This window comes from Altererythrobacter sp. CAU 1778 (genome assembly GCF_054482795.1).
This window is the reverse complement of the sequence record NZ_JBTLRP010000004.1, coordinates 17,702-36,809: the sequence shown is the minus strand read 5'-3', so window position 1 is coordinate 36,809 and position 19,108 is coordinate 17,702. Positions and strand designations below refer to the sequence as shown.

At 61.7% G+C, this 19,108-nt stretch carries 17 protein-coding genes; 7 read left to right on the top strand and 10 right to left on the bottom strand.

Annotated features, from left to right (window positions below; translation table 11 throughout):
* The 8 genes from traC to ACXYN8_RS13400 are packed head-to-tail and all read right to left on the bottom strand — an operon-like array spanning window position 1 to window position 7,475.
* Window positions 1–2,547, bottom strand: coding sequence for a type IV secretion system protein TraC (traC, locus tag ACXYN8_RS13435; RefSeq protein WP_458889981.1), 2,547 nt, complete (start codon window positions 2,545–2,547; stop codon window positions 1–3).
* The gene (locus ACXYN8_RS13430) at window positions 2,547–3,290 is read right to left on the bottom strand and encodes a conjugal transfer protein TraV (protein ID WP_458889979.1); all 744 of its coding nucleotides are present in this window, start codon (window positions 3,288–3,290) and stop codon (window positions 2,547–2,549) included. Before ACXYN8_RS13430 ends, traC begins: the two co-directional genes overlap by 1 nt.
* Window positions 3,291–3,295: 5 nt before the next feature.
* On the bottom strand, window positions 3,296–4,186 hold the full coding sequence (locus ACXYN8_RS13425) for a DsbC family protein (protein ID WP_458889978.1): 891 nt from the start codon (window positions 4,184–4,186) through the stop codon (window positions 3,296–3,298).
* Window positions 4,183–5,517 (bottom strand): TraB/TrbI/VirB10 family type IV secretion system protein, encoded by a 1,335-nt coding sequence (locus ACXYN8_RS13420; RefSeq protein WP_458889977.1) that lies wholly within the window; start codon window positions 5,515–5,517, stop codon window positions 4,183–4,185. The genes ACXYN8_RS13425 and ACXYN8_RS13420 overlap by 4 nt, the downstream gene beginning before the upstream one ends.
* Entirely contained in the window at window positions 5,510–6,268 is a 759-nt protein-coding gene (locus ACXYN8_RS13415) for a type-F conjugative transfer system secretin TraK (RefSeq protein ID WP_458889976.1), read from the bottom strand. Before ACXYN8_RS13415 ends, ACXYN8_RS13420 begins: the two co-directional genes overlap by 8 nt.
* A complete protein-coding gene (locus ACXYN8_RS13410; RefSeq protein ID WP_458889975.1) occupies window positions 6,268–6,840 on the bottom strand; it encodes a type IV conjugative transfer system protein TraE in 573 nt (190 codons plus the stop codon). Before ACXYN8_RS13410 ends, ACXYN8_RS13415 begins: the two co-directional genes overlap by 1 nt.
* 12 nt (window positions 6,841–6,852) lie before the next feature.
* Window positions 6,853–7,140 (bottom strand): type IV conjugative transfer system protein TraL, encoded by a 288-nt coding sequence (traL, locus tag ACXYN8_RS13405; protein WP_007013892.1) that lies wholly within the window; start codon window positions 7,138–7,140, stop codon window positions 6,853–6,855.
* A gap of 26 nt (window positions 7,141–7,166) precedes the next feature.
* Complete coding sequence (locus tag ACXYN8_RS13400) at window positions 7,167–7,475, bottom strand: TrbC/VirB2 family protein (protein WP_458889973.1); 309 nt, start codon at window positions 7,473–7,475, stop codon at window positions 7,167–7,169.
* Between the two features lie 384 nt (window positions 7,476–7,859).
* Here ACXYN8_RS13400 and ACXYN8_RS13395 point away from each other — a divergent pair, with 384 nt between their 5' ends.
* Genes ACXYN8_RS13395 through ACXYN8_RS13385 form a run of 3 tightly spaced genes read left to right on the top strand, consistent with a single transcriptional unit; the run spans window position 7,860 to window position 9,364 of the window.
* Complete coding sequence (locus tag ACXYN8_RS13395) at window positions 7,860–8,321, top strand: transcriptional regulator (protein ID WP_458889972.1); 462 nt, start codon at window positions 7,860–7,862, stop codon at window positions 8,319–8,321.
* A complete protein-coding gene (locus ACXYN8_RS13390) occupies window positions 8,278–8,634 on the top strand; it encodes an AlpA family transcriptional regulator (protein WP_458889971.1) in 357 nt (118 codons plus the stop codon). Before ACXYN8_RS13395 ends, ACXYN8_RS13390 begins: the two co-directional genes overlap by 44 nt.
* 37 nt (window positions 8,635–8,671) lie before the next feature.
* Window positions 8,672–9,364, top strand: a complete 693-nt coding sequence (locus tag ACXYN8_RS13385; RefSeq protein WP_458889970.1) for a hypothetical protein — start codon at window positions 8,672–8,674, stop codon at window positions 9,362–9,364.
* Between the two features lie 27 nt (window positions 9,365–9,391).
* On the opposite strand, the gene ACXYN8_RS13380 is transcribed toward ACXYN8_RS13385, so the two are convergent.
* Both ACXYN8_RS13380 and ACXYN8_RS13375 read right to left on the bottom strand, forming a co-directional pair.
* Window positions 9,392–10,504 carry a hypothetical protein gene (locus ACXYN8_RS13380; protein WP_458889969.1) on the bottom strand — a complete coding sequence of 371 codons (1,113 nt, stop codon included), beginning with the start codon at window positions 10,502–10,504 and terminating at the stop codon, window positions 9,392–9,394.
* Window positions 10,501–11,229, bottom strand: a complete 729-nt coding sequence (locus ACXYN8_RS13375) for a hypothetical protein (RefSeq protein WP_458889968.1) — start codon at window positions 11,227–11,229, stop codon at window positions 10,501–10,503. Before ACXYN8_RS13375 ends, ACXYN8_RS13380 begins: the two co-directional genes overlap by 4 nt.
* Window positions 11,230–11,310: 81 nt before the next feature.
* Here ACXYN8_RS13375 and ACXYN8_RS13370 point away from each other — a divergent pair, with 81 nt between their 5' ends.
* The 4 genes from ACXYN8_RS13370 (at window position 11,311) to ACXYN8_RS13355 (ending at window position 19,101) form a co-directional block, all read left to right on the top strand.
* Window positions 11,311–12,063, top strand: coding sequence for a hypothetical protein (locus ACXYN8_RS13370; protein ID WP_458889967.1), 753 nt, complete (start codon window positions 11,311–11,313; stop codon window positions 12,061–12,063).
* Window positions 12,064–12,183: 120 nt separating this feature from the next.
* Complete coding sequence (locus ACXYN8_RS13365) at window positions 12,184–13,176, top strand: helix-turn-helix transcriptional regulator (protein WP_458889966.1); 993 nt, start codon at window positions 12,184–12,186, stop codon at window positions 13,174–13,176.
* A 56-nt stretch (window positions 13,177–13,232) separates the two neighbouring features.
* Window positions 13,233–15,947, top strand: a complete 2,715-nt coding sequence (locus tag ACXYN8_RS13360; RefSeq protein WP_458889965.1) for a PD-(D/E)XK nuclease family protein — start codon at window positions 13,233–13,235, stop codon at window positions 15,945–15,947.
* Window positions 15,940–19,101, top strand: coding sequence for a UvrD-helicase domain-containing protein (locus ACXYN8_RS13355; RefSeq protein ID WP_458889964.1), 3,162 nt, complete (start codon window positions 15,940–15,942; stop codon window positions 19,099–19,101). The genes ACXYN8_RS13360 and ACXYN8_RS13355 overlap by 8 nt, the downstream gene beginning before the upstream one ends.
* Window positions 19,102–19,108: the final 7 nt, after the last annotated feature.

The following is a 19,108-nucleotide window of genomic DNA, read 5'->3' as shown; positions in this document are numbered from 1 at the left end:
TCAGGTTCGATTGGCAAAGGCGATCCGTTCGATCGCGTCGGCAAGCTGGTGGCCGCGCGCGATTTCGGCATCGATCGCGGCAAAGGTCTGAGGCGAGCTTGAGAACAGCGTCGCCGAATAGTCGTCGAGGACGAGCCGGCCGATGGCTTCGGTCTCCGGGCCCTTGATGAAGACTTCCGAATAGTCGCTCCCCGAACGCTTCAGGCTGCGGATCAGGGTCTCGGTGCGATCGTCCATATCGAGGCGCTTCGACGCCTTGAAATCGGCGATCGTCTCGGGCTTCTGCTGGAGGATCAGCATCCAGTCGCTGTTTTCGAGCGCAGCGGTCGCTCCATCGGACTTGTAATAGTCGTTGAGTGACTGCGTCGCGGTTGCCAGCGCCCCGCCATATTTGCGGCAGGTGCGGGCATAGGTTTCGACGAACTCGCCCATCGAGCCGCCCTTGAGCATCGACCACGCCTCATCGATCAGCAGCAGCTTCCTCACCGAGCGCGGGCTGCGGGTCATGGCCTGGCTGGTCATGAACATGATCGCCGAGAGTACGACGCTGCGCAGTTCCTCGCGGGCGGCAAGGTCCGACATCTCGAAGACGGTGAAATCGGTGTCGAGATCGAGGCTAGCCTGGCCTTCGAAGAAGGCGCCATAGGTGCCGCCGGCCATGTATGGCGCAAGCGCGGTGGCGAGGTCGCTCGCGGCTTCATTGCCGAGACCGGCCAGTGCTTCGCCGACGCCGGTGATCGAGGCATCGACGCCCCGTTCGCTCCAGACCATGTTGACCGCCCGGTCGATCAGGCCGCGCTCGGTGTCGTTAAGCTTTGCGCTGTGCCGCGCCATTTGGCCGACGATCGCCTTGACCATGCCGAAGCAGTCGAGCCGGTAATCCTCGTCTTCGGCCGCGCGCTCGCCATCGATCATCGAGAACGGATTGAGGCAGAAGCCCGCCTTCATCGTGAACTCGACGAACCGGCCGCCTTGCAGCTTCACCGAATGCTCGAAGCTGCGTCCGTCGTCGATGACCACGACCTGAGCGCCAGCGCCGCGAAGCGCGGCGCACATTTCCTGCAGCAGCACAGACTTGCCCGAGCCGGACTTGCCGCAGATCGCGACATTGTGGTTGCCAGCATCGTTCTCGAACGGCGACCAGAAGAAGGGCTGGCCGCGTCGGCCCACGAACAGCAGGTGCGGATGGACGCTGCCGAGATACTCGCCCTGCATGGGAGCGATATTGGCCGCTGTCGTCGAGAGCACGGTCTTGAAGCGCTTGAGGCGCTCCATGTCCGCACCAAGCCCATCGGCCAGCGTCATCGGCATGGCCGCGAGCAGCCCCTGGATCTGCAGGTATCGCTCATCGGCAAGATCCCAGCCCGCCGCCTTGTAGATCGACTTGATCGCGCGTTCGTCGCGGTCTCCGCGGCCGAGCGGGGAGTAGGTCGTCAGGCCATAGAATACCCGCACCAAACGTCGGCCTTCCTGCAGCTCGGATTGCACATGCTGCCACTCGGCTGCCTGCTCGCCGATGCGGGGCAGAAAACGCGCGCTGCGCGTTCCAGCAAGGCTCGTCGTACGCATGAATTTGAAGCCGGCCTTGGCCGAAGCGGCTTCCTGGTCGGGATAGACGAGGCACAGCATCGTCGCCGCCGGGCAGGGGAAGCGCAGCTTGTCGGTGAACATGTCGCCAATGAGCCGCGCGCATTCCCACGGCGCCCAGCGCTGGGGCATGTTGCGCGAGGAAAAATGCCGAACGTCGAACGCGTCGGGATAGACCGTGCCGATCTCGGGAACGCCGTCCTCGATCTTGCCCGTCGCACGAAACCGCTCGGTCACGAGCCGCATCCGGTCTTCGTGGATGACGAGCTCGATATCGTGCCGGATCGCCTGGGCCGCGATCGCGTCGTTCGGATTATAGGGCACGGCATCGTCTTGCGGCGCGGTGGTCGGCGAGGTCAGGTCGTCGATGATGGCGATCAGTTGCTGTGGCTCGACTTCGGCAACGCCCAGATTGAGCGACTTCAGCATGGCAATAAGGCCGTCGCGGGTCTGCTTGAGATCCTCGTTGCTGACCGCCTTGGCCGCAGGCACGCCGACTGAAACGATGACCTGATGTTGCCGGGCGTGGAAGGGCGCATCCTGCGAGCCCGATTCCCAGACAAGGCCGTAGAGCCGACGCGCACGGTGTCGGGCAATCGCCTCGTAGACGCCGCCCTGGACATAGCGCGGTGCAAACCAGGGTGCGACGATCCGGCTGATGCGCGGGGATGCGAGATGCAGGACCTGAAGGCAGGCGCCTGCCGGAAGCCCTTCGGAGAAGAACGACCCGAGGATCTCGCCGGTGCGTTCATCCGCCCCGATCAGAGGGGTTACCGAAAGCACAAAGCCTTTTGAGCGCGCGTTGAAATAGAGCCGGCTCGCCGGATCGTAGACCCGGTAAGGGAGCCAGTCCGACAGCAGATCGAGCATTAGGGCAGGCCGGTCATGTTCAGCGTGCTCGGCATCGCCCAGAAGGCCGGTGAGGAGCCTGTCAACGATCGTCTTGAGTTTCTCGGCCATCACTTGGGCCCCTTTTGTGCCTTGGCGGCGTTCTTGGCGGCCTCGATCGCCTCGATGGTCGGGTAGATCAGCGGGGCCTTGTCGGCAGAGGGCCGAGGGGTTCGATCATGCGGGGGCTGCGCCATGTCGAACCCCTCGACCGCCGGTGCGCTGGCACCGGCAACCGCCTCGCGCGCCGTGGAGGGGAGGACCAGCGGCGAGGCAGAGGGGATGTCCTCAAGCGAGGACGAAGGCTGAAAGGGCTGACCGAGATCGAACGTCTCGGCTTCGGTCTGTTCGGCCTGGGGAAGGGTGGTGGTTTCCTTCAGGAGATCGCTCTTGGCCTGTGCGGCCTTCAGTTGGCGCCTGAGCTGCCGCATCAGCGGCGCGGCGGTATCCTCGCCTGCCTTGCGGCGCAGTTCTGCGGCCCAGCGCGGATTTTCGACCACCGCCCAGGCGACCGCATCGTCGTGCAGAGTCCCGGTCTCATCGATATGGGCCGGAAAGACGATCCTGAGCGTACGCTCGGAGGTGCGGGCCTGATCGCCGGATGCGACGGAAACAGGGGGACGCAGGCCGTCCTGGACCGTTCCGGTCGCGGACAGATCCTTGGTCGCGCGGGCATCGATCACCTGGCTGGGTGCGCAGTCGCCCTTGGGGGCACGACAGGTGAAATCGCCTTCGATATTGGTGCCGAAGGTGGCGCAGCCGCTGGTCAGCACGGCAAGGCAGGCAGAGGCGAGAGTACGGTGGGAAAATCCCATGACGATTATCCTTTCTTGGCCGGAGCGAGGGCGGCCGCTTTTGCGGGCTTGAGGAATTCGCGGAGCACGGAAGCCGGGCGATACCCTTCAAGGATCGCGCCGTCGGACGGGCGTACGATCACCGGCGTTCCGTTGAAGCCATGGGCCTTGGCAAAGGCCTCGTTGGCATCGAGCCCGCTCGTGTCGCACGGCTTCGGGTTGGCGAGGGCGAGACCCGAATAGGCCATATGCAGGGACAGCTCGGGGCGCGGCGAGCACAGCACCCGTTCGGCATCGCGGCGGCTGTCGGCCCCGAAGATCGAAATGGGCCGCTCCTCGACGCGCGCGCCGATCGCCGTCAGTTCGGCTTCGAGCTTCTTGCAGTAGCCGCAGTGGAAATCGGAGAAGACGACGACCTTGGGGCCGTTGGCTGGTCCCCAGGTGATCGCGCCGTTCGCGGGCAGGCCGGCGAGCGATACCTTCTGCGGGGTGGCGCGCGGGGCGGGCTGGCTTTCTTCGTTGGCATTGCTCCGCCGTGCAGCACCAGCAGCCAGCAAGTCTGGGTTGAGTGCGAGGAGACGGGCTGCCGTCAGGTCTTGCCGCGCCTCCATGTCGTAGATGCGCCCGATCACCAGATATTTGGCCGCGCGATCGACGTAGAACAGCGTCGATTTCGAGGCGACTTCGCACAGGCCGCCAAGGCCATCGCAGGTGATGGCGTCGATCGGCGTCTTCGGGAGGCGCAGCTTGAGCGCGGCGCGCACCTTTGCCGTGTCGGGAGCCTGAGCCGGGGAGGCGAGACTGGCCACGCCCCAACCCGTTGCGGCTGACAGGGCGACGACGGCAGCAACGGTCGCCACCGGTCGCAGCCAGCGCCGCGGCTTGGTGGGGGTTGGATCATTCGTGGCGGGGGTCATTGGGAGTTCCTCACGTAGACGCCGTCGAGGAAGACGATCTCGACATCGATGCCGGTCGGCATCTCGACGACGGGTTGGTATTGTTCGGCGCGCTCGATCAGATATTTGCTGACCGTATCGGCGGCATCGGCAGCGCCCTGGCCGAGCCCACCGCCGAGGATGTCGCCGGCAGAGAGCTTCGAGCGGGTGCCGTCGGCATTGGTCGTGACGCCGGAGAAGACGCTGTTGGCGTTCGCCGAAAAGCCGCGCCCGAACCCGCCGACAATCCCGGCAAGCAGAGCCTGGCTGACAAGGCTGCCCTCGCGGCTGACGACACGGCCACGCACGCCCGATTTTCCAGCAAAGCTGATGAAGCCTTTGACCTCGCTCACCGCGACGCGCCCACCGGGCTGGTCGCAGGTCATCCGCGCCAGCTTCACGTAAACCTTCTCGGACGAGAGATCGCCGCGCGCTGCGCCATTGACGATGCAGCCCTGAAGTCGGGTGGTTAGAACCTTTCCGTTCTGCATGACCGATCGCGCCGGACCGGTAATGCGCAGCACCACGGGAAGCGGATCGGTCTGGCTCGCAACGCCCGCTGATGCATCGACGCCGACAATGACCTTGGCAGGAGCATAGGAATTGGGCGGCAGATAATCCGGCGAGTCCTCGACCACCACCGGCGGCGCTTCCGGGCGAGCCGCCCTGAGGCCGCTGGCTCCTGCCTTGTCGGAAGTGAAGCTCATGAGTTTGACTTCACCGGGACCGGGCAGGCCGGTTCCACTTGCGCCCAGCGCAGCACCCGCAGGAGCAGGCTGAACCAGTCGACCGCGTGCATCATAGCCACCCGCCTGCGGGCCATAGGCCGGTGGCGGCAGGCTTGCGGCTGCCGGGGCGGCCTGGCTGGCGAGGCGCGACTTGAGATCCGCATTCTCAGCGGAGATCGCATCGATTGCGGCCTGGCCGTCGACGCGCATCGCCTGGTTTTCCGCCTTGAGTGCGGCCAGCTGGGATTCGATTTCTTCGCGCGGGAGGCTCGCATCCTTCATGGCCTTCTGCTCGCGGGTCACGGCATCGAGACGATTGCCGTAAGTCGCGACGAACTCGCGCTGCGAAAGGTCGCGATTGATGAGCCCTGCCGTGTCGATGGTCTGCGCGGCGGTGGGATCATCGCTCTTCGCGCTGTCGTCCCCGCCCAGGATGAACCAGCTGCCGCCGACAAGCGCGAGTGCGCCCAGGGAGCCAAGCAGAAGCTTCTGCCGCCGTGCGGTCTTCGCGTTGAGGCTGGTTACTGGCGACGGCGATGCCGGATCGGCCTGTACTGGGGTTGAGATCGAGGGAGCATCAGTCATGACCCAACCCTCCGTTCGAACCGACGATGAAGGCGATCGTGCTTTCTCCCGATTTGAGAGTGGGCTGGGCGATCGAGATTGCGAGTGTCTGGGAGGACGCGAGATCCGCTTCGGCAAGCGTCAGCGGTTTGCGGCCACGGTTCGCCAGGCGGATGACCTTTCCGGCGAGCGCGCTGCCGCGGTAATCGGCGATGAGCTGGATTTCGAGATCGCCGACCCGTGCAGGAAGGGCTGAGGACTGCCGGACTTCGAAGCCATCGACCGTCTGGTCATTGGCCATGGCCTGGATGAGCCGCACTGCGCTCGTCTCCAGCGGCGTTTCGCTTTCCCAGCCAGATGCCTTGTTTGTCGCGATCGCCGGGTTGGTGATGAAGACTTGCACTGCCGGGACAGGCTCGACCTGGCAGGAAACCTTGTAGACGAAGCCCTTCTTGGTCGTGGCGAAGAAGCTGATCGACCGCGCTGCATAGGTCTCGGGCACCGACACGTAGATGTCGCCGCGCAGCGGTTCGTTGGTGACCGCAAAGTCGTTGTAGGGCGTGCCGGTCGAGATCTTCGAGACGCTGGCAAACTGGTCGTCGTTAAGCGCGAAGCGCGTCAGCTCGCGGGCCGACACGGCGCATTCGATGCTTGCTCCATCTGCAGCCAGTTTGAACTGATCGGCGGCCTGAGCGCCGCTTCCTGAAAATGCGAGGATGGTACTGGCGCAAAGAGCCAGGCTCCACGCGCGCGTCTTGCGTCGGTAAGCCATCACTGGGCCTCCTTCGTTGGGTCTTTGGGGGGCAACTGGCTGAAGCCTGACAGTGCGAGACGCAGGCCCCGGTAGGTCCAGTTGAAGCGGAAACGGCGCTCGTCGCTCGCGATGACCTGGGCACCGACAAAGGTCTTTAGCGTCCCAGTCACGTCGGACGTCAGCCCCTTGGGGTCGACGGTCATCGAGCGGATGACGAAGGCCTGGGTGACGTCCGAACCCCGCTGCTCTTCGACGATCCGGACGAGATCGGCCTTTAGCTGTCCGTAGCTTGCCGGATCGGCGAGCTTCAGGATCTCGTCCATCCAGTAGTCGAGACCCTCGGGGCTGCGATTGAGGAGAACGAGCGCGGCATCGCGGGTCACGAGTTCGAGATAGTCGGCCTCGACCCCCGCGCTGCTGACGGTGAGTTGCTTGGGGAGCGTTGGCAGGAGCACGACTTCGCGGTCGCGGGTGGCAGCAAGGCTGACCGCTACGACGAGCGCAATTCCAAGTCCGGCGCTGGTGAGCGCAAAGAGGTTGCGCTGGCGCAGCAGCGACTGCTGACGCTCGTGTGAAATGTCGGCAAACATGGATATCACCCCTCAACCGGCAAGCAGGCGGCAGTGGGAAGGCGGCGTCGACTTCAGGCCCAACAATCCGGCCGGCAGATACCAATAGGCGGCATGGGCTACCCAGGAGCTGGCGCGTCCTGCTTTTGCCTTTCGCAGCGCGAACCAGGCGCCGAAGGCAACGATGATGCCGATAAAGATATGCTGGCTGAGGATCCCCCAGGTGAAGGGGATGAGCATCCCGGCGAACTCGTCGATGGTCCAGAAGCCGATAAGCTCCGGATCGTCGAGCCGCCGCGGGATGATGTATGGGTCTGCCATGGCGACGCGCCTTCCCGTCCGATGCGTCAGATGACCGCGGTGACGACCGAGGTGACGATCGGAACACCCGTGCCAACGCCGATGCCGACACCGACCGGAACAGCGACCTGTCCGAGCGAGAACCGACCCGAGGCGAGACCGATGAGACCGCCCGCAAGGCTGAGGACGGTGATGATCTTGCCGCCCGAGCCTTCGAGGAAATCCGTGAATTTCGTGAGGGCAGGGGTGAAGGTCGTGTCAGCGCCAGCATAGGCGGCGCTGGCGGCCAGTGCTGCGACGGCAAGCGGTACTGCAAAGGTCATGGCCCGCCCGAACTTCGAGGGGTTCTGATTCATGGCGCCGGAACGCCGGGGGAGGGTGAGAGACTGCATATGGAGCTCCATCTGGAGGGGTGAACCCAGCGTTCTTTCGTTCGCTGTGTGTTCCACATGCATCTAGGAAATCGATGTAGGAAAGTCGGATTGACGCTGGGGCTGAAGCGGCGGACGGATATGGACGCATCAATTGGATGGCGTCGGCGATAATACGCAGAAACAGCGGTTTATCTGGTAGTCAGCGTCGACGAATTCCGACAGGGGCGGCGGTGATTGTCGGCGACTCGGGCCTAGGAGATGATTCGCCTAGAAACGAGATGTTCCGTAAATGTTCTTTTCATTTTCCTACATCGATCGCGCGCGATATGGCTACGACTCAGTTCCTCATCGTTGGAGTTTTTGTCGATGCATCAGCCCGCGCCATTCCGAGGCGAAGCCAACACCAGCCTCGCGCACATTCTTGCCCATGCAATCGAGTCGTCTGACAAGCCCAAGCACCAGATCGCTCGAGAAGTCGGGATCCACCGCGAGACCCTGCTTCGTGTCATGCGCGGCGATCGGCCGATCGGCCTTGATGAAGCCGCGCGCGTTCTCGATGTCTGCGGCGCCTTTCCCCGCGCCAGCATGATCCTCGCCCTGGCTGGTCAGGAGGATCTCGCCTGCGAATGGATGCGCAGCGAAATGGGGGAGTTCCTTGAGGACTTCTTTACAACCTTGCCAGGCCAGCTCGAACGAACGCTTGGGCGACGCGTCGAAGATTTGCGACCCCGGTGGGCGAACGGCACTTCGCAGCTCGTCGCCCGCATGCTTGCCAAGCACATTGATGATTTTGCCAACCGCGACATTTCGATGGCGCTGCCGCGCTGATTCAATTCACCTCGGAGGGGACCGAGATATTGACCTGACAGGAACGATCATGAATGCACATCCCCAGCCTACCGAGGACGGCGCAATCGCTGACCAGGCTTCGCCACTAGGCCCCCCGCCAGCACGGCTTTTGCGGCTGCCCGAAGTCATCGACCGTGTCGGCCTGCGTCGGTCAGCTATCTATCAGCGGATGAGTGAAGGGCGCTTTCCCAAATCCCGCTCGCTCGGCCCCAAATGCACGGTGTGGGTTGAGGAGGAAATCGACGCGTGGATCAGATCAATTGCGGACAAGCCGCATCGAGATGTTCTGTAAACTATCCTGAAAGAAATCATCGCGCTAAGTTGCGCGCATGGTTTATCGATACCCGGCAGGCAATCCTCTTCATCCTGAAGCCCTGAAAGAGAAGCAGCGCGCGCTTCGCGAAGGCTTTTCTACGCCGATGACCCTTCGAGTTCATCGCGCACTATCGTGGCTGCGACGGGCCGAAGCAGAACAAGATGATCAGGACGTTCGCTTCATCCTACTGTGGATCGGGTTCAACGCTGCCTACGCCGGTGACGTAGAAGCCTCGGCCAGCAGCTCAGCGCCAGAAGGTGAACGTGGACTCTTCCAATCGTTCTTCTCGACGCTCGTAAAGTTCGATGGGCGTCACCGTGTCTACGATGCGGTTTGGCAGCGGTTCAGTCAGGAAATCCGCCTCCTTCTGGACAATCGCTATGTCTACCATCCGTTCTGGCAGCATCAGAACGGCGCGCCAGGCTACGAGGACTGGGAACACAAACTCGAGCGCGGTCGCGTTGCCATCAATCACGCCTTGCGCGAACACGACACGGTGCGGATCCTGTCTATCCTGTTCGATCGGCTCTACGTGCTGCGAAATCAGCTGGTGCACGGCGGCGCGACCTGGAACAGCGATGTCAACCGCGACCAGGTGAGAGACGGAGCGTCGCTCCTTGGCTGCCTCCTACCGATCTTTGTCGATCTGATGATGGACAATCCCCAGCATGAATGGCCGATGCCGAACTATCCGGTGGTGGATTGAGCCTACACGCTTCAATTGCGGCCGAATTCACTCCGCAGCTTTCAGGAGTAGAATCGGCTCATTCCGCTCCTCTCGCGCAGCCTTCAACCACTCGCGCGGAGTAACGCCGTCTTGCTTAAGTTGGGCAAGCGGCGCCGCGCGGGTAGCAGCTATTGCTTCGCGCCGGCGCCAGCGCTGGGCGATGGGCGTCGCCTCATCGAATGCAGCAGCGATGGCGCCCGCCCACTCCTGTGAAGCGCGGTCGATGGAAGATGGAATACGCGCCATCACCAGATCGGCCTTACCCACGGTGCCGGTCAATCCCTCGATCTGGCGAGCATTCTCACTTGCCGCCGAGCTTGCTGCCTCGCTTTCGTTGCAGGCCATCAGGCAGGCAACCCGCAGGCCTCCAGCTAGTGAGAGTGCATCGATAATAGGATCCGCCAGCTCGAACTCTGGCGGCATGGCGAAGAGCAATTCGCGTGCGCGCCCCTCAAACCTATCCTGATGGGGGCGCGTCGCCTGTGCGACGTCAAGCCACACCTGGGTAGCGCGCTCCTGGTTCGACATTAGCCAGGCTTCCTCAAACAGCTTGACCTGAGATCGCAATGCCGAGAATTCGCTGGCCAGCTGATCCTGTCGAATGCGCTCCACCGCAGCGAGTATCCGGTCTGTACTTTCTGTAAGCGCAGCAAGAGTTTGCTCGACGCGCGACAGGCGTGCATTCATGATCCCGAACCCGACCAGCGACACACCTATTCCCGTTGCGCTGAGCGCCAAATTGGCAACGCCGAGATTTTCCAGCGTCTGCATGCCACTTGCCAGCGCGTCGACCTTACTCTCGACCCTTTTAACTCCGCGGCGGATAATCTCATTCTGGACATTCCCGCCGAGCGAGCTTGCCAACTGTCTGCCAGCGACCGCAGCTCCGGCGACCGGGTTGCCTGTCGTCATGCTCGTTTTAGCGAATGTGCTGCCAGCTCCCGACACAGACTCAAGCAAAGCTGCGGCGGCTCCGGTTTCCTGAAGGTATGAATGTATCTTGCCCTTGAGCGGGCCAGCAGCATGGCGGACGACGGAACCTACGATCCTGAGCTTCCCGGCCTTGATCCCCGTTGCTGCATCGAGTGATGCGACGAACATTCCTCCGATGTCGCTCATAGGGCCATGCTCCGCGCCTCGTTGCCTACGCTTTCCACCACTGCGATAAGTTGTCCCATCAATGGGTGTGGATCGCCTGCTGGCGCCATCCATGCCGTCTCGATGCGTGCCTGTGCGGAACGGCGGAGACGATCATGGAGACCCGCGCCGCTCTGCAATTTCTGACTCGCGGCTTCACTTGCCTCCCCGACCACTGAAAGCGCCCAGCTGCCCCATTCCTTCGCACTCTTCACGAGATCCTGGTTGGAGATGGTCTCCATCATTGTGGCTAGTCTGCCGGTGGAGGTTGTAACGGATCCCTTATGTGCATCCACATTAGGTTCTCCTTGGACATCGGGTTCAAGCGATGGCATCTGGAGCATGCTCAGGCTTTCGAGCAGCGCATATGCTAGCGCGTCGTATCCTGGGTCGATCGTACGCAACTGTTCAGCAGCGCCCTCGAACAGCGTCTCAAGCTCGCTGACGATCATCTCGCGCATTACCACGTCGACCCTTTCGCGAGTAAAACTGGCAGGATCCCAGAGCGTCTCAACGATGCCGGCTTCGGCAAGGCGCTCTTCCACCCCGCGCTTGGCTTCTATTCCAGCACGATTGACGATGCCCCAGATGGCCATGATCAGGTCGTCGCGCCACGACAGGGTAGCCTGGCGTCTTTCCAGCAAATCGAGATCCATCAATTCCCCCTTCTCAAGAGCTAGATTGCGGAAATGTTTGCTGAACACCAATCAAAATTCGCTGGACGTCTGTCGGTGCGACCATTTCTGACGTACCAGTAGTTGATGGGAGCACGGAAGGGATGCCGTGTGATGATAAATGTCGTGAGCTTTTGCTTTCTGGCTGTGCTCCTAGTGCTCACTGTTGGGCTCCTGGCCGCATTGCTGGAACTCATCGTAAGAGCGGTGCTGACGGTTGGGGTGGCTTTTGCCTTCGCTCTCGCTATCGGGATATTTAGCTCATCCGAGCTGGATAGTGGTGTTGGAAATGGCACCGTCGCCTTTGGGCTCGCTCTAATCCCGACTTTCTACTTCATTAGCCGGATGCGCGCCGCGCAGTCCGCACCGAAGGTAAGGCAAGGCGGGAATGACCTATCAAGTTGCAAAGATTTCCAGGCAGTAGCCAAGAGGGATTCGGCGTTCAGGACACGCAAGGGGCCCAAAGCATCCTTTGCGGACAAGGCGCTTAGCAACGCGTGGGATGAAGCGATGCGTCTCGCGCCATGCGCACAACTGGACGCTGCGCGCGAGGCCTGCGCTCAATTCATGTCCGCCAGCGCGAGCGCCAAGGTGCTTGATGTGGAGGTAATCGATTATGCCGTCTTCATTCGTCGTCAGGTTCCTGGGGTGGTGCGCGAAACGATCGAATTGGTCGCGGTTTTGGAACCAGCTGATCGCGAGCGTGCGATTTCAAATTTGATCGGTGATCTTGTCGCCGTTGGTAAAGGCGCTCGCCTTCAACTTGATCGGCTGGCTAAACCAATGCGGGATCAACTTGCAGCGCGCAGGTTGCGCATGGGTGTCGCAACGGGGCCCGTACAAGACAAACTACGGCCAGAAGGCTGAATTCGGTCAGACTGCTCTGAGTCATGCTGTCCGAATTTGCGACAGAAATGGTCATATAATGTGTGGATCGATGTCGAACTGACTTGCTCCTGCCGATCAGGCAGTTAGCAATGGTCCGTGATGACCAAGCGCCTCAGTAATCTCGATCGCACATTGAAGCTTGTGCACGCGCTTACGCAGAGCATCGAAGGTCTGACTCTCGACGAAATGGCGGCCTTGCTTGAGGTCAACCGGCGAACAGTCGAACGCTTGCGAAACGTCATTCTGATTCATTTCGATCTCGAAGAAACAATCGACGGTCGGATCAAGCGATTTCGGATCAAGGACAGCCCGGGACGTGCCTATGCAAGGCCGAGTTCTTCGGAGGTTGCTGCACTTCAGTCCGTGGTTGATGCCGGACGCCGCGAAGGTACGGTCAACAGCGAAGCGCTTGAGAAGTTGCTCTCCAAGATCAAGATTGCCTTCGATAGCGCCGAGAGGCGTCGGCTGGACAACGACCTCGATCTGCTCACCCGCCTACAACGCTCGCGTGTCGCAGCAGGGCCTGCTGTCATTGCATCGCCCGAAGATCTGACGACGATCCAGTCTGCCATCCTCGCATCTCATTGTGTTGACTTCGATTATCAGCCTGACTGGGCGGATGAGCCGTCGTGGCGCAGGGTTGTTCCCTTTGGTCTGATCCATGGACCGATCACCTACCTCGTGGGCAAGATGCCTGACCGGGACGATCCGCCGTTTACCTTCCGCCTGGACCGGATGACCAATGTTCGGGACAGCGGGATCGTCGGATGCCCTCCCGAAGATTGGGATCTCGATGCATGGATGGCCCGCAGCTTCGGCATTTGGCACGAGGCAGGTCATGAGATCGTTCTGCGAGTGCTAGCCCCGGCGGTTGATCGGGCGCGGGCTTGGCGCTTCCATCCCCATCAACAGTTCGAGGAAGATGGCGACGAGCTGCTTGTTCGTTTCCAATCAGGCGGCTTGTTTGAACTCGCCAATCACTTGTTCGGATGGGCCGGCGAACTGGTGATCGAAGGCCCTGATGCACTCAAGGACATAATGGAAAAGCGCATCGCTGCCGCGCAGACAATGCTGCGACCAGATTTGTCGTAATTTGCAGGCAAGGGGTGACGCAGTGGTCCAGGGCGAATTCTGAGGGGTAATCTTGAATGTTTGAAAACTGCCATCTTCGGATCGGCGAAGCGCCCTTTACGAGCTGCATGCCCCTCAGCGCGCAGCTCCTGGGAAGCCTTTATGCCTTACCTCAGTCCACCGAGAAGCCGCTGCGCGAGGCCCTTGATGCCTTGGGTGACAGCGTCCCTTGGGCAGAAAGCTTCGCGGTAGCGCCTGAGCAGACCACTGGTGCCGTGGGGGCGATGCTCCGCCACATGATGATGGCTACGCGTGATCTCGATCCGGCGTCGATCGGGATTGATGCGCTGCCGGGAGGGGGTAGGGCACGCCTTCATTTGGAGGCGCTGCGCAACCTCTGGATCAGCAGCGATGCCCTTGTTCCGTCCGATCTTGCGACGCTCAAGGCTTTCCTTGCGAGTGACGCAGGTGATGCTCTGCAGCCGCTCCAGATCGTCTGGGATCGAGACTGCGTTCAGCTGACCCCGCTGGAGCGCGCAGTGCTCGAGCACATCGAAACCCATCATGGCCAGCTGAGCGAGGACGATAATGACGTCGTCCGTCTGATTTCTGACCGGAAGCTGGCGCGGGCAACCGGATCGTGTCTGGCAGGCCATGTACAACGCCATCTTCTAGATCCGGATGTACCGGTCATGCCGCTCGACGACAGCCTGGCAATACTGTCCGTCCGAGACTCCCTGACCGAATGCGAGGCCGCGGCGGCTATCGTGCAGCGATGGCTGGCTGAGGATGCAACTCTCGCAGCCAGCGACATCGGCATCATCGTCCCGCAGGGTGCGGAATATGGTCATTATCTCGCAGAGACCTTCGCCCACGCTGGCTTGGTTGCATCATCGCTTCCTGGGGTTGGTCAGCGGAGGAACATTGGCGGCGAGGCTCTTCTGCATTTCCTTCAATGCCGACGTAGGCCAGCGCCCGCCATGGCGCTCGCATCGCTTTACTGTTCACCAGTCCTCTGCTGGCCCGAAGAAGTGGGAACGGCCTTGGCGGCAGCCGTTATGGGCGGCGACTTTCAGCCAAGAGAGGCTCGTGACCTTGCAGGCCGGCAGGCATCTCTCTTCGCCCTGATCCGCTCGGCCTCGCCTTCGACCAACGGCCAGCTCAAGGAGCAGATTCGATCTTTCCAGAGGCTGCTCAGCGACAACGAGGCACTCGCTGAGGATGTCGCTGAAGCTAAGCAACAGGCATCGCGCCTGATCGCAGCCCTTGGCAATGCCAATGACGCGGCAGAAGCTGAACTGGAGAAAGCCATCCAGATGGCAGCGGCCTACCAGGCTGCGCCACCGGCGAGAGGAGCTTACTTCCTCGGTGGCATCTCGGTGATGATGGCCCACGAAACACCCAAGCGGCCGTTTCGCAAACTTCTCGTCCTGGGCTTCAATGACGGTGCCTATCCATCACCGCCTGCGGGCAATCCGTTGTTCCTCGACAGCGAAGTCGCATCGATTGCCGATGTGACGGGCATCCAGTTGCCATCGCAGGCGCAGCAACTCGCTGCCGCGCTCGAGCTCTTCACGCGCCAGATTGGTGCAGCGAGCGAGCAGGTTATCCTCATCCTCTCGGAGCGTGATCGCAGCGGCAGCTCGCTCTCGGTGTCGTCGAGCCTGCCGCTGATCTCGCGGCTTGTGCAAGGTATCAAGGATCCGGAGGATCTGATCGTGCCTTTGAGCCATAGCGAGGGGACGATCTGGGACAGGCTGGTGGCGTGGAAACCCAGACCATTGATTGAACCGGCGCTGATGCCGGAGGTGCTGTCTCACTATGCGTTCGACTTCAATCTCCTGGGGCTGCGCCAGAAAGAAGATGGCAGTGCGCGAGCGCAGAGCCCGAGCCGGCTTGAAAAGCTTCTCGTCAGTCCTCTGGCCTGGCTCCTCGCTGAGTTGGGCGCCGAACATGTTTCCTGGCAGCCCGAGGCGCTTGACGTCATGCTTCGCGGATCCCTGGCGCACGAGGTTTTCGAACGCCTGTTCGTGCCCGGCAAGGCGCATCCGTCCAGCGAGGAGATCGAAGCTGCGGTGCCCGACCTACTGCTCGATCGCATACGCGCCTTGGCCCCGTTTCTCCAGACGTCGGCCTGGGCGGTCGAGCGCAACACGCTTGAGGCAGAAATCACCAAGTCCGCGAAGCATTGGTCGTTGGTCCTCAAATCCCTGGACGCCGAGATCGTGGGCAATGAGTTCTGGCTCTCGGGAGAACTGTTCGGTCATCCCGTGCACGGCAAGGCCGATTGCCTGCTGCGGCTTCCCGATGGGCAGCCGATCGTCGTGGATTATAAGAAGAGCAGTTCCGGCACGCGTCGCCAGCGCCTCCAGAAGGGATGGGACCTACAGGTCGATCTCTACCGGCGCATGAGCGTTCGGGTCGACGAGCGCAGCAACGAAGGCGTGGTCCGTATTGCCGAGGCGTTGAACGGGTGGTCGAAGCTCCCGGCAGTCGCCTATCACACGCTCAACGACGGGAATGTCCTGCTCAACGGGATCGACGAGTTCGATAGCGCTGAGGTCGAGCTTGTTGCGGGCGATATTGCCGAGCATGCGCTCGCGCTCATTTCGGCGCGGTTCGATGCTCTCAAGGCAGGACGCCTCGATACCAACACTACAGCCGATGAGAAGTTCTTCCAGCGCTCCGCCGCGCTCGGCACCTATGCGCTGGAGGACAGTCCGTTGATCGCCGCTTTCATGCGCGACGACATCAACCCCTCGGTGGCGCTTACGGACAATGAAGATGACTGAGCTTTCGATCGTTCCAGCCGGTGCAGGGGCTGGCAAGACCCATCATATCCAGGAAACCCTCACCCAGTGGGTGCGCGACGGCAAAGTTCGGCCCGAGCGGATACTGGCGGTCACTTTCACAGAGGCCGCGGCTGGGGAACTTCGTCAGAGGATCCGTGGAGCACTGATTGCCGACGGCAATTTGCAAGCGGCTTTGGCCGTTGAGCGAGCTTATGTCTCTACGATCCATGGCCTTGGACGCCGGTTGCTGATTGAGCACGCCTTTGCGGCAGGCTCTTCGCCGCAGCAACGTCTCATCGCGGAAGACGAGCAGGACTTGTTGATCCGCCGTTCGATCGAGGAGAACCAGGCGCTAAGCGAGCTCTCCCGTAACCTCGGGGCCTATGGCTACCGGGTAAGCTTCACCTCGGACGACACGGCTGAAGACAGCTTCCGCAAGACGTTGCTCGGCGTGATCGCACTCCTGCGAACGCTTGGACCGCGGGGCGGTGATCCGGCGATGGCCGACTTCGTCGATGCGTCGATCAGGCAGGGATATCGCCAGCCGGTCGGGACGCCAGAGGCCCTGGCGGCTGGCTTGAAACAGGCCGTCGACGCGCTGCTTCTCGCCTTTCCGAGATCGCTGGCCGACGACGCTGGTAGCGATGCGGCCAAAAAAGCCTTCCGGGACAATTTCCGCGCGTTGAAGCAAGCCGAACAATTGCTTTCGAGCGGAGATAAGGACTGGAGACTTTGGCAGCGGCTGCGTGACCTCCGCCAGTCCAAGCGCGGCAGTCCGACGCCTGATGGTTACGATGACCTGGCCGCTTCGGTCATGACGGCGGCCGACACACTGGTCTATCATCCGGGCCCGCTCGAAGATGCGGTTTCCCATGCTCGCGCGCTCGTGGAAGGCGCGCAATCGGCCATGGCCGACTACGAGACCCGCAAGCGGGAGCTCGGCGTCATCGATTTCAGCGACATGGTCACCAACGCCGCGCGGATCCTCGATGACAAGCCTAGCGTGCTTGCCGCGATCATGGACGAGGTGGACTGTGTCATTGTCGACGAGTTCCAGGACACCAACCCGATCCAGTTCACGTTCCTGTGGGCCCTGGCGCGGCAAGCGAAGCGCTCGCTCGTCGTCGGCGATACCAAGCAGGCGATCATGGGCTTTCAGGGCGCAGACCCACGGCTGACCGTCGCGCTTACCCAGCAGTTCGAAACCAGCCCGCTCAACCGGAACTGGCGTTCCGATCCGCGGATCATGGACTTCGTCAACGCGCTCGGCCCTTGCCTTTTTGGCGATGACTACACTTCGCTCACCGCGCAGAACCCCACCGGACATGACACCGCGCTTGAGATCATAGAACTGGCTAACAAGCGCGGCGCGCGCTCGGGCGGGAAACCCCAGCATTTTGTCGCGGATCGCCTCATCTCCCTGCTGTCCGACGAACATGTGACTATCATCGATAGGCATACGAAGAATCTACGACCGCTGGAGCCCAGAGACATCGCGGTCCTGTGCCCAACCCATAGCCATTGCGCGAGCTATGCCAGCGCGCTGCGATCACTCGGCCTGCCGGTTCGCGTGGCTGAAGGTGGCTGGTGGCAGAGCAAAATCGTCCAGGCCGCGTGCTTTGCCCTGCGTTTCGCCGTCGATCCTGCGGACAGCCATGCCGCGATTTGTACGGCCGCGCTTGGTCCTGGGGCCACAGCGCTTCCGGACGCGATCAGGGCGCTTGCTCAGCAAGGCCGGATCGACACGCCTGAATTGTCTGCGCTGCAGACACTTTGGCCCGACTCGCTCGCGACCCCAGTTGATCGTCTGGTTCATCAAGTCATCGAAGTCGCGGGCCTTCGCGAATGGTGCGACAGGCTCGATGACCCAGCCCAGATGAGAGCCGACCTGCTGCGGTTCGAAGCGGAAGCGGCAGCATTCATGGATGCTCACCGCGACATGCGCGAAGCATCCGGCTTTTATGGGCAGAGCGCCAACGTTTTTCTCGGCTGGCTTGAGAACAAGGTCGGGCTCAAAGGCGAAGATCTGCGGCCTAACCCTTCAGGCAGCGAGGCCGACGGCGTCGAGATCGTCACCTGGCACGCGTCTAAAGGACGTGAATGGCCAATCGTCGTTGTCTGCGGGCTCGACCACAAGCTCGACCCCCGTGCCGGGACCTTCAGCACCAAATTTCCGGGGTTTGACGATCTCGATCATGTGATCGAGGAAGCAACACTCGCCTATGCTCCCGAATTTGCCGCGCCTGAAGCGACCGATCGCTTTCTCCATGAACTCCATCCGGAGTCCGAAGAAACAGCGAGGCGGCTGCTTTACGTGGCCCTGACCCGTGCGCGGGACCGCCTGATTATCGAATGGCCGCAGGACGACGAGAAGGTTGATCCGCCTTTGCCGATCACTGGCCGCCGCCTTCTGAACGATGTCTGCGGCATCAGATTTGAGGGTAACCAGATCAGCGTCGGCGATGAGGATTTTCCTGCCCGCATGACGATCTGCAGTAAGGAGTTGCCGGCTTCGTTCGAGGCTGAGAACAAGGTTCATCTCGACGCGTCTGACCGCGAGCTGCGATTTGCCCTGGAGCGGCGCCCGATCGACGCACTGACATCCGTGGTAAGCCCATCGCAAGCAATCGCTACATCACGACCACTTCCTTCTCAGATCGAGACGCGTGCGATCGCACCAGGCGTCAAGCTGACCGGACCCGACCTCGTGCAGGCGACCGATAGGGGCACGGCGATCCATGAAGCGCTGCGCATTCTCCTGTGCCGTCCTGATCTACGGCATCGGGTAAAGGAGCATTGCCGCATCCTCGATGCCGAAGTGGAATTTCTATCGCAGCAGGCAGATGCCCTGCGACAGGCTCTCGCGGACATTGGCTATCCGCGACTGCATGTCGAGCAACCGATCGAGGTTCCTCTTTCAGATGGTGGGAGCCAGAGCATCATCCTGGATCTCATCGCTGAAGGCACCAGCGGGTTCATGATCGTCGATCACAAGAGCGGGGCGGTGGAAGATCACGCGCTTCGCTTCGAACGCTACTGGCCGCAACTGGCAGCCTATGTTGATGCAGTTGGGCTAATGGGTGGCAAGTCCGTTGATGGCGTCGCCGTATTCTGGACAGAGACAGGCGAACTGACGCTGGGCAGAGAGATCTGAGGGGCAC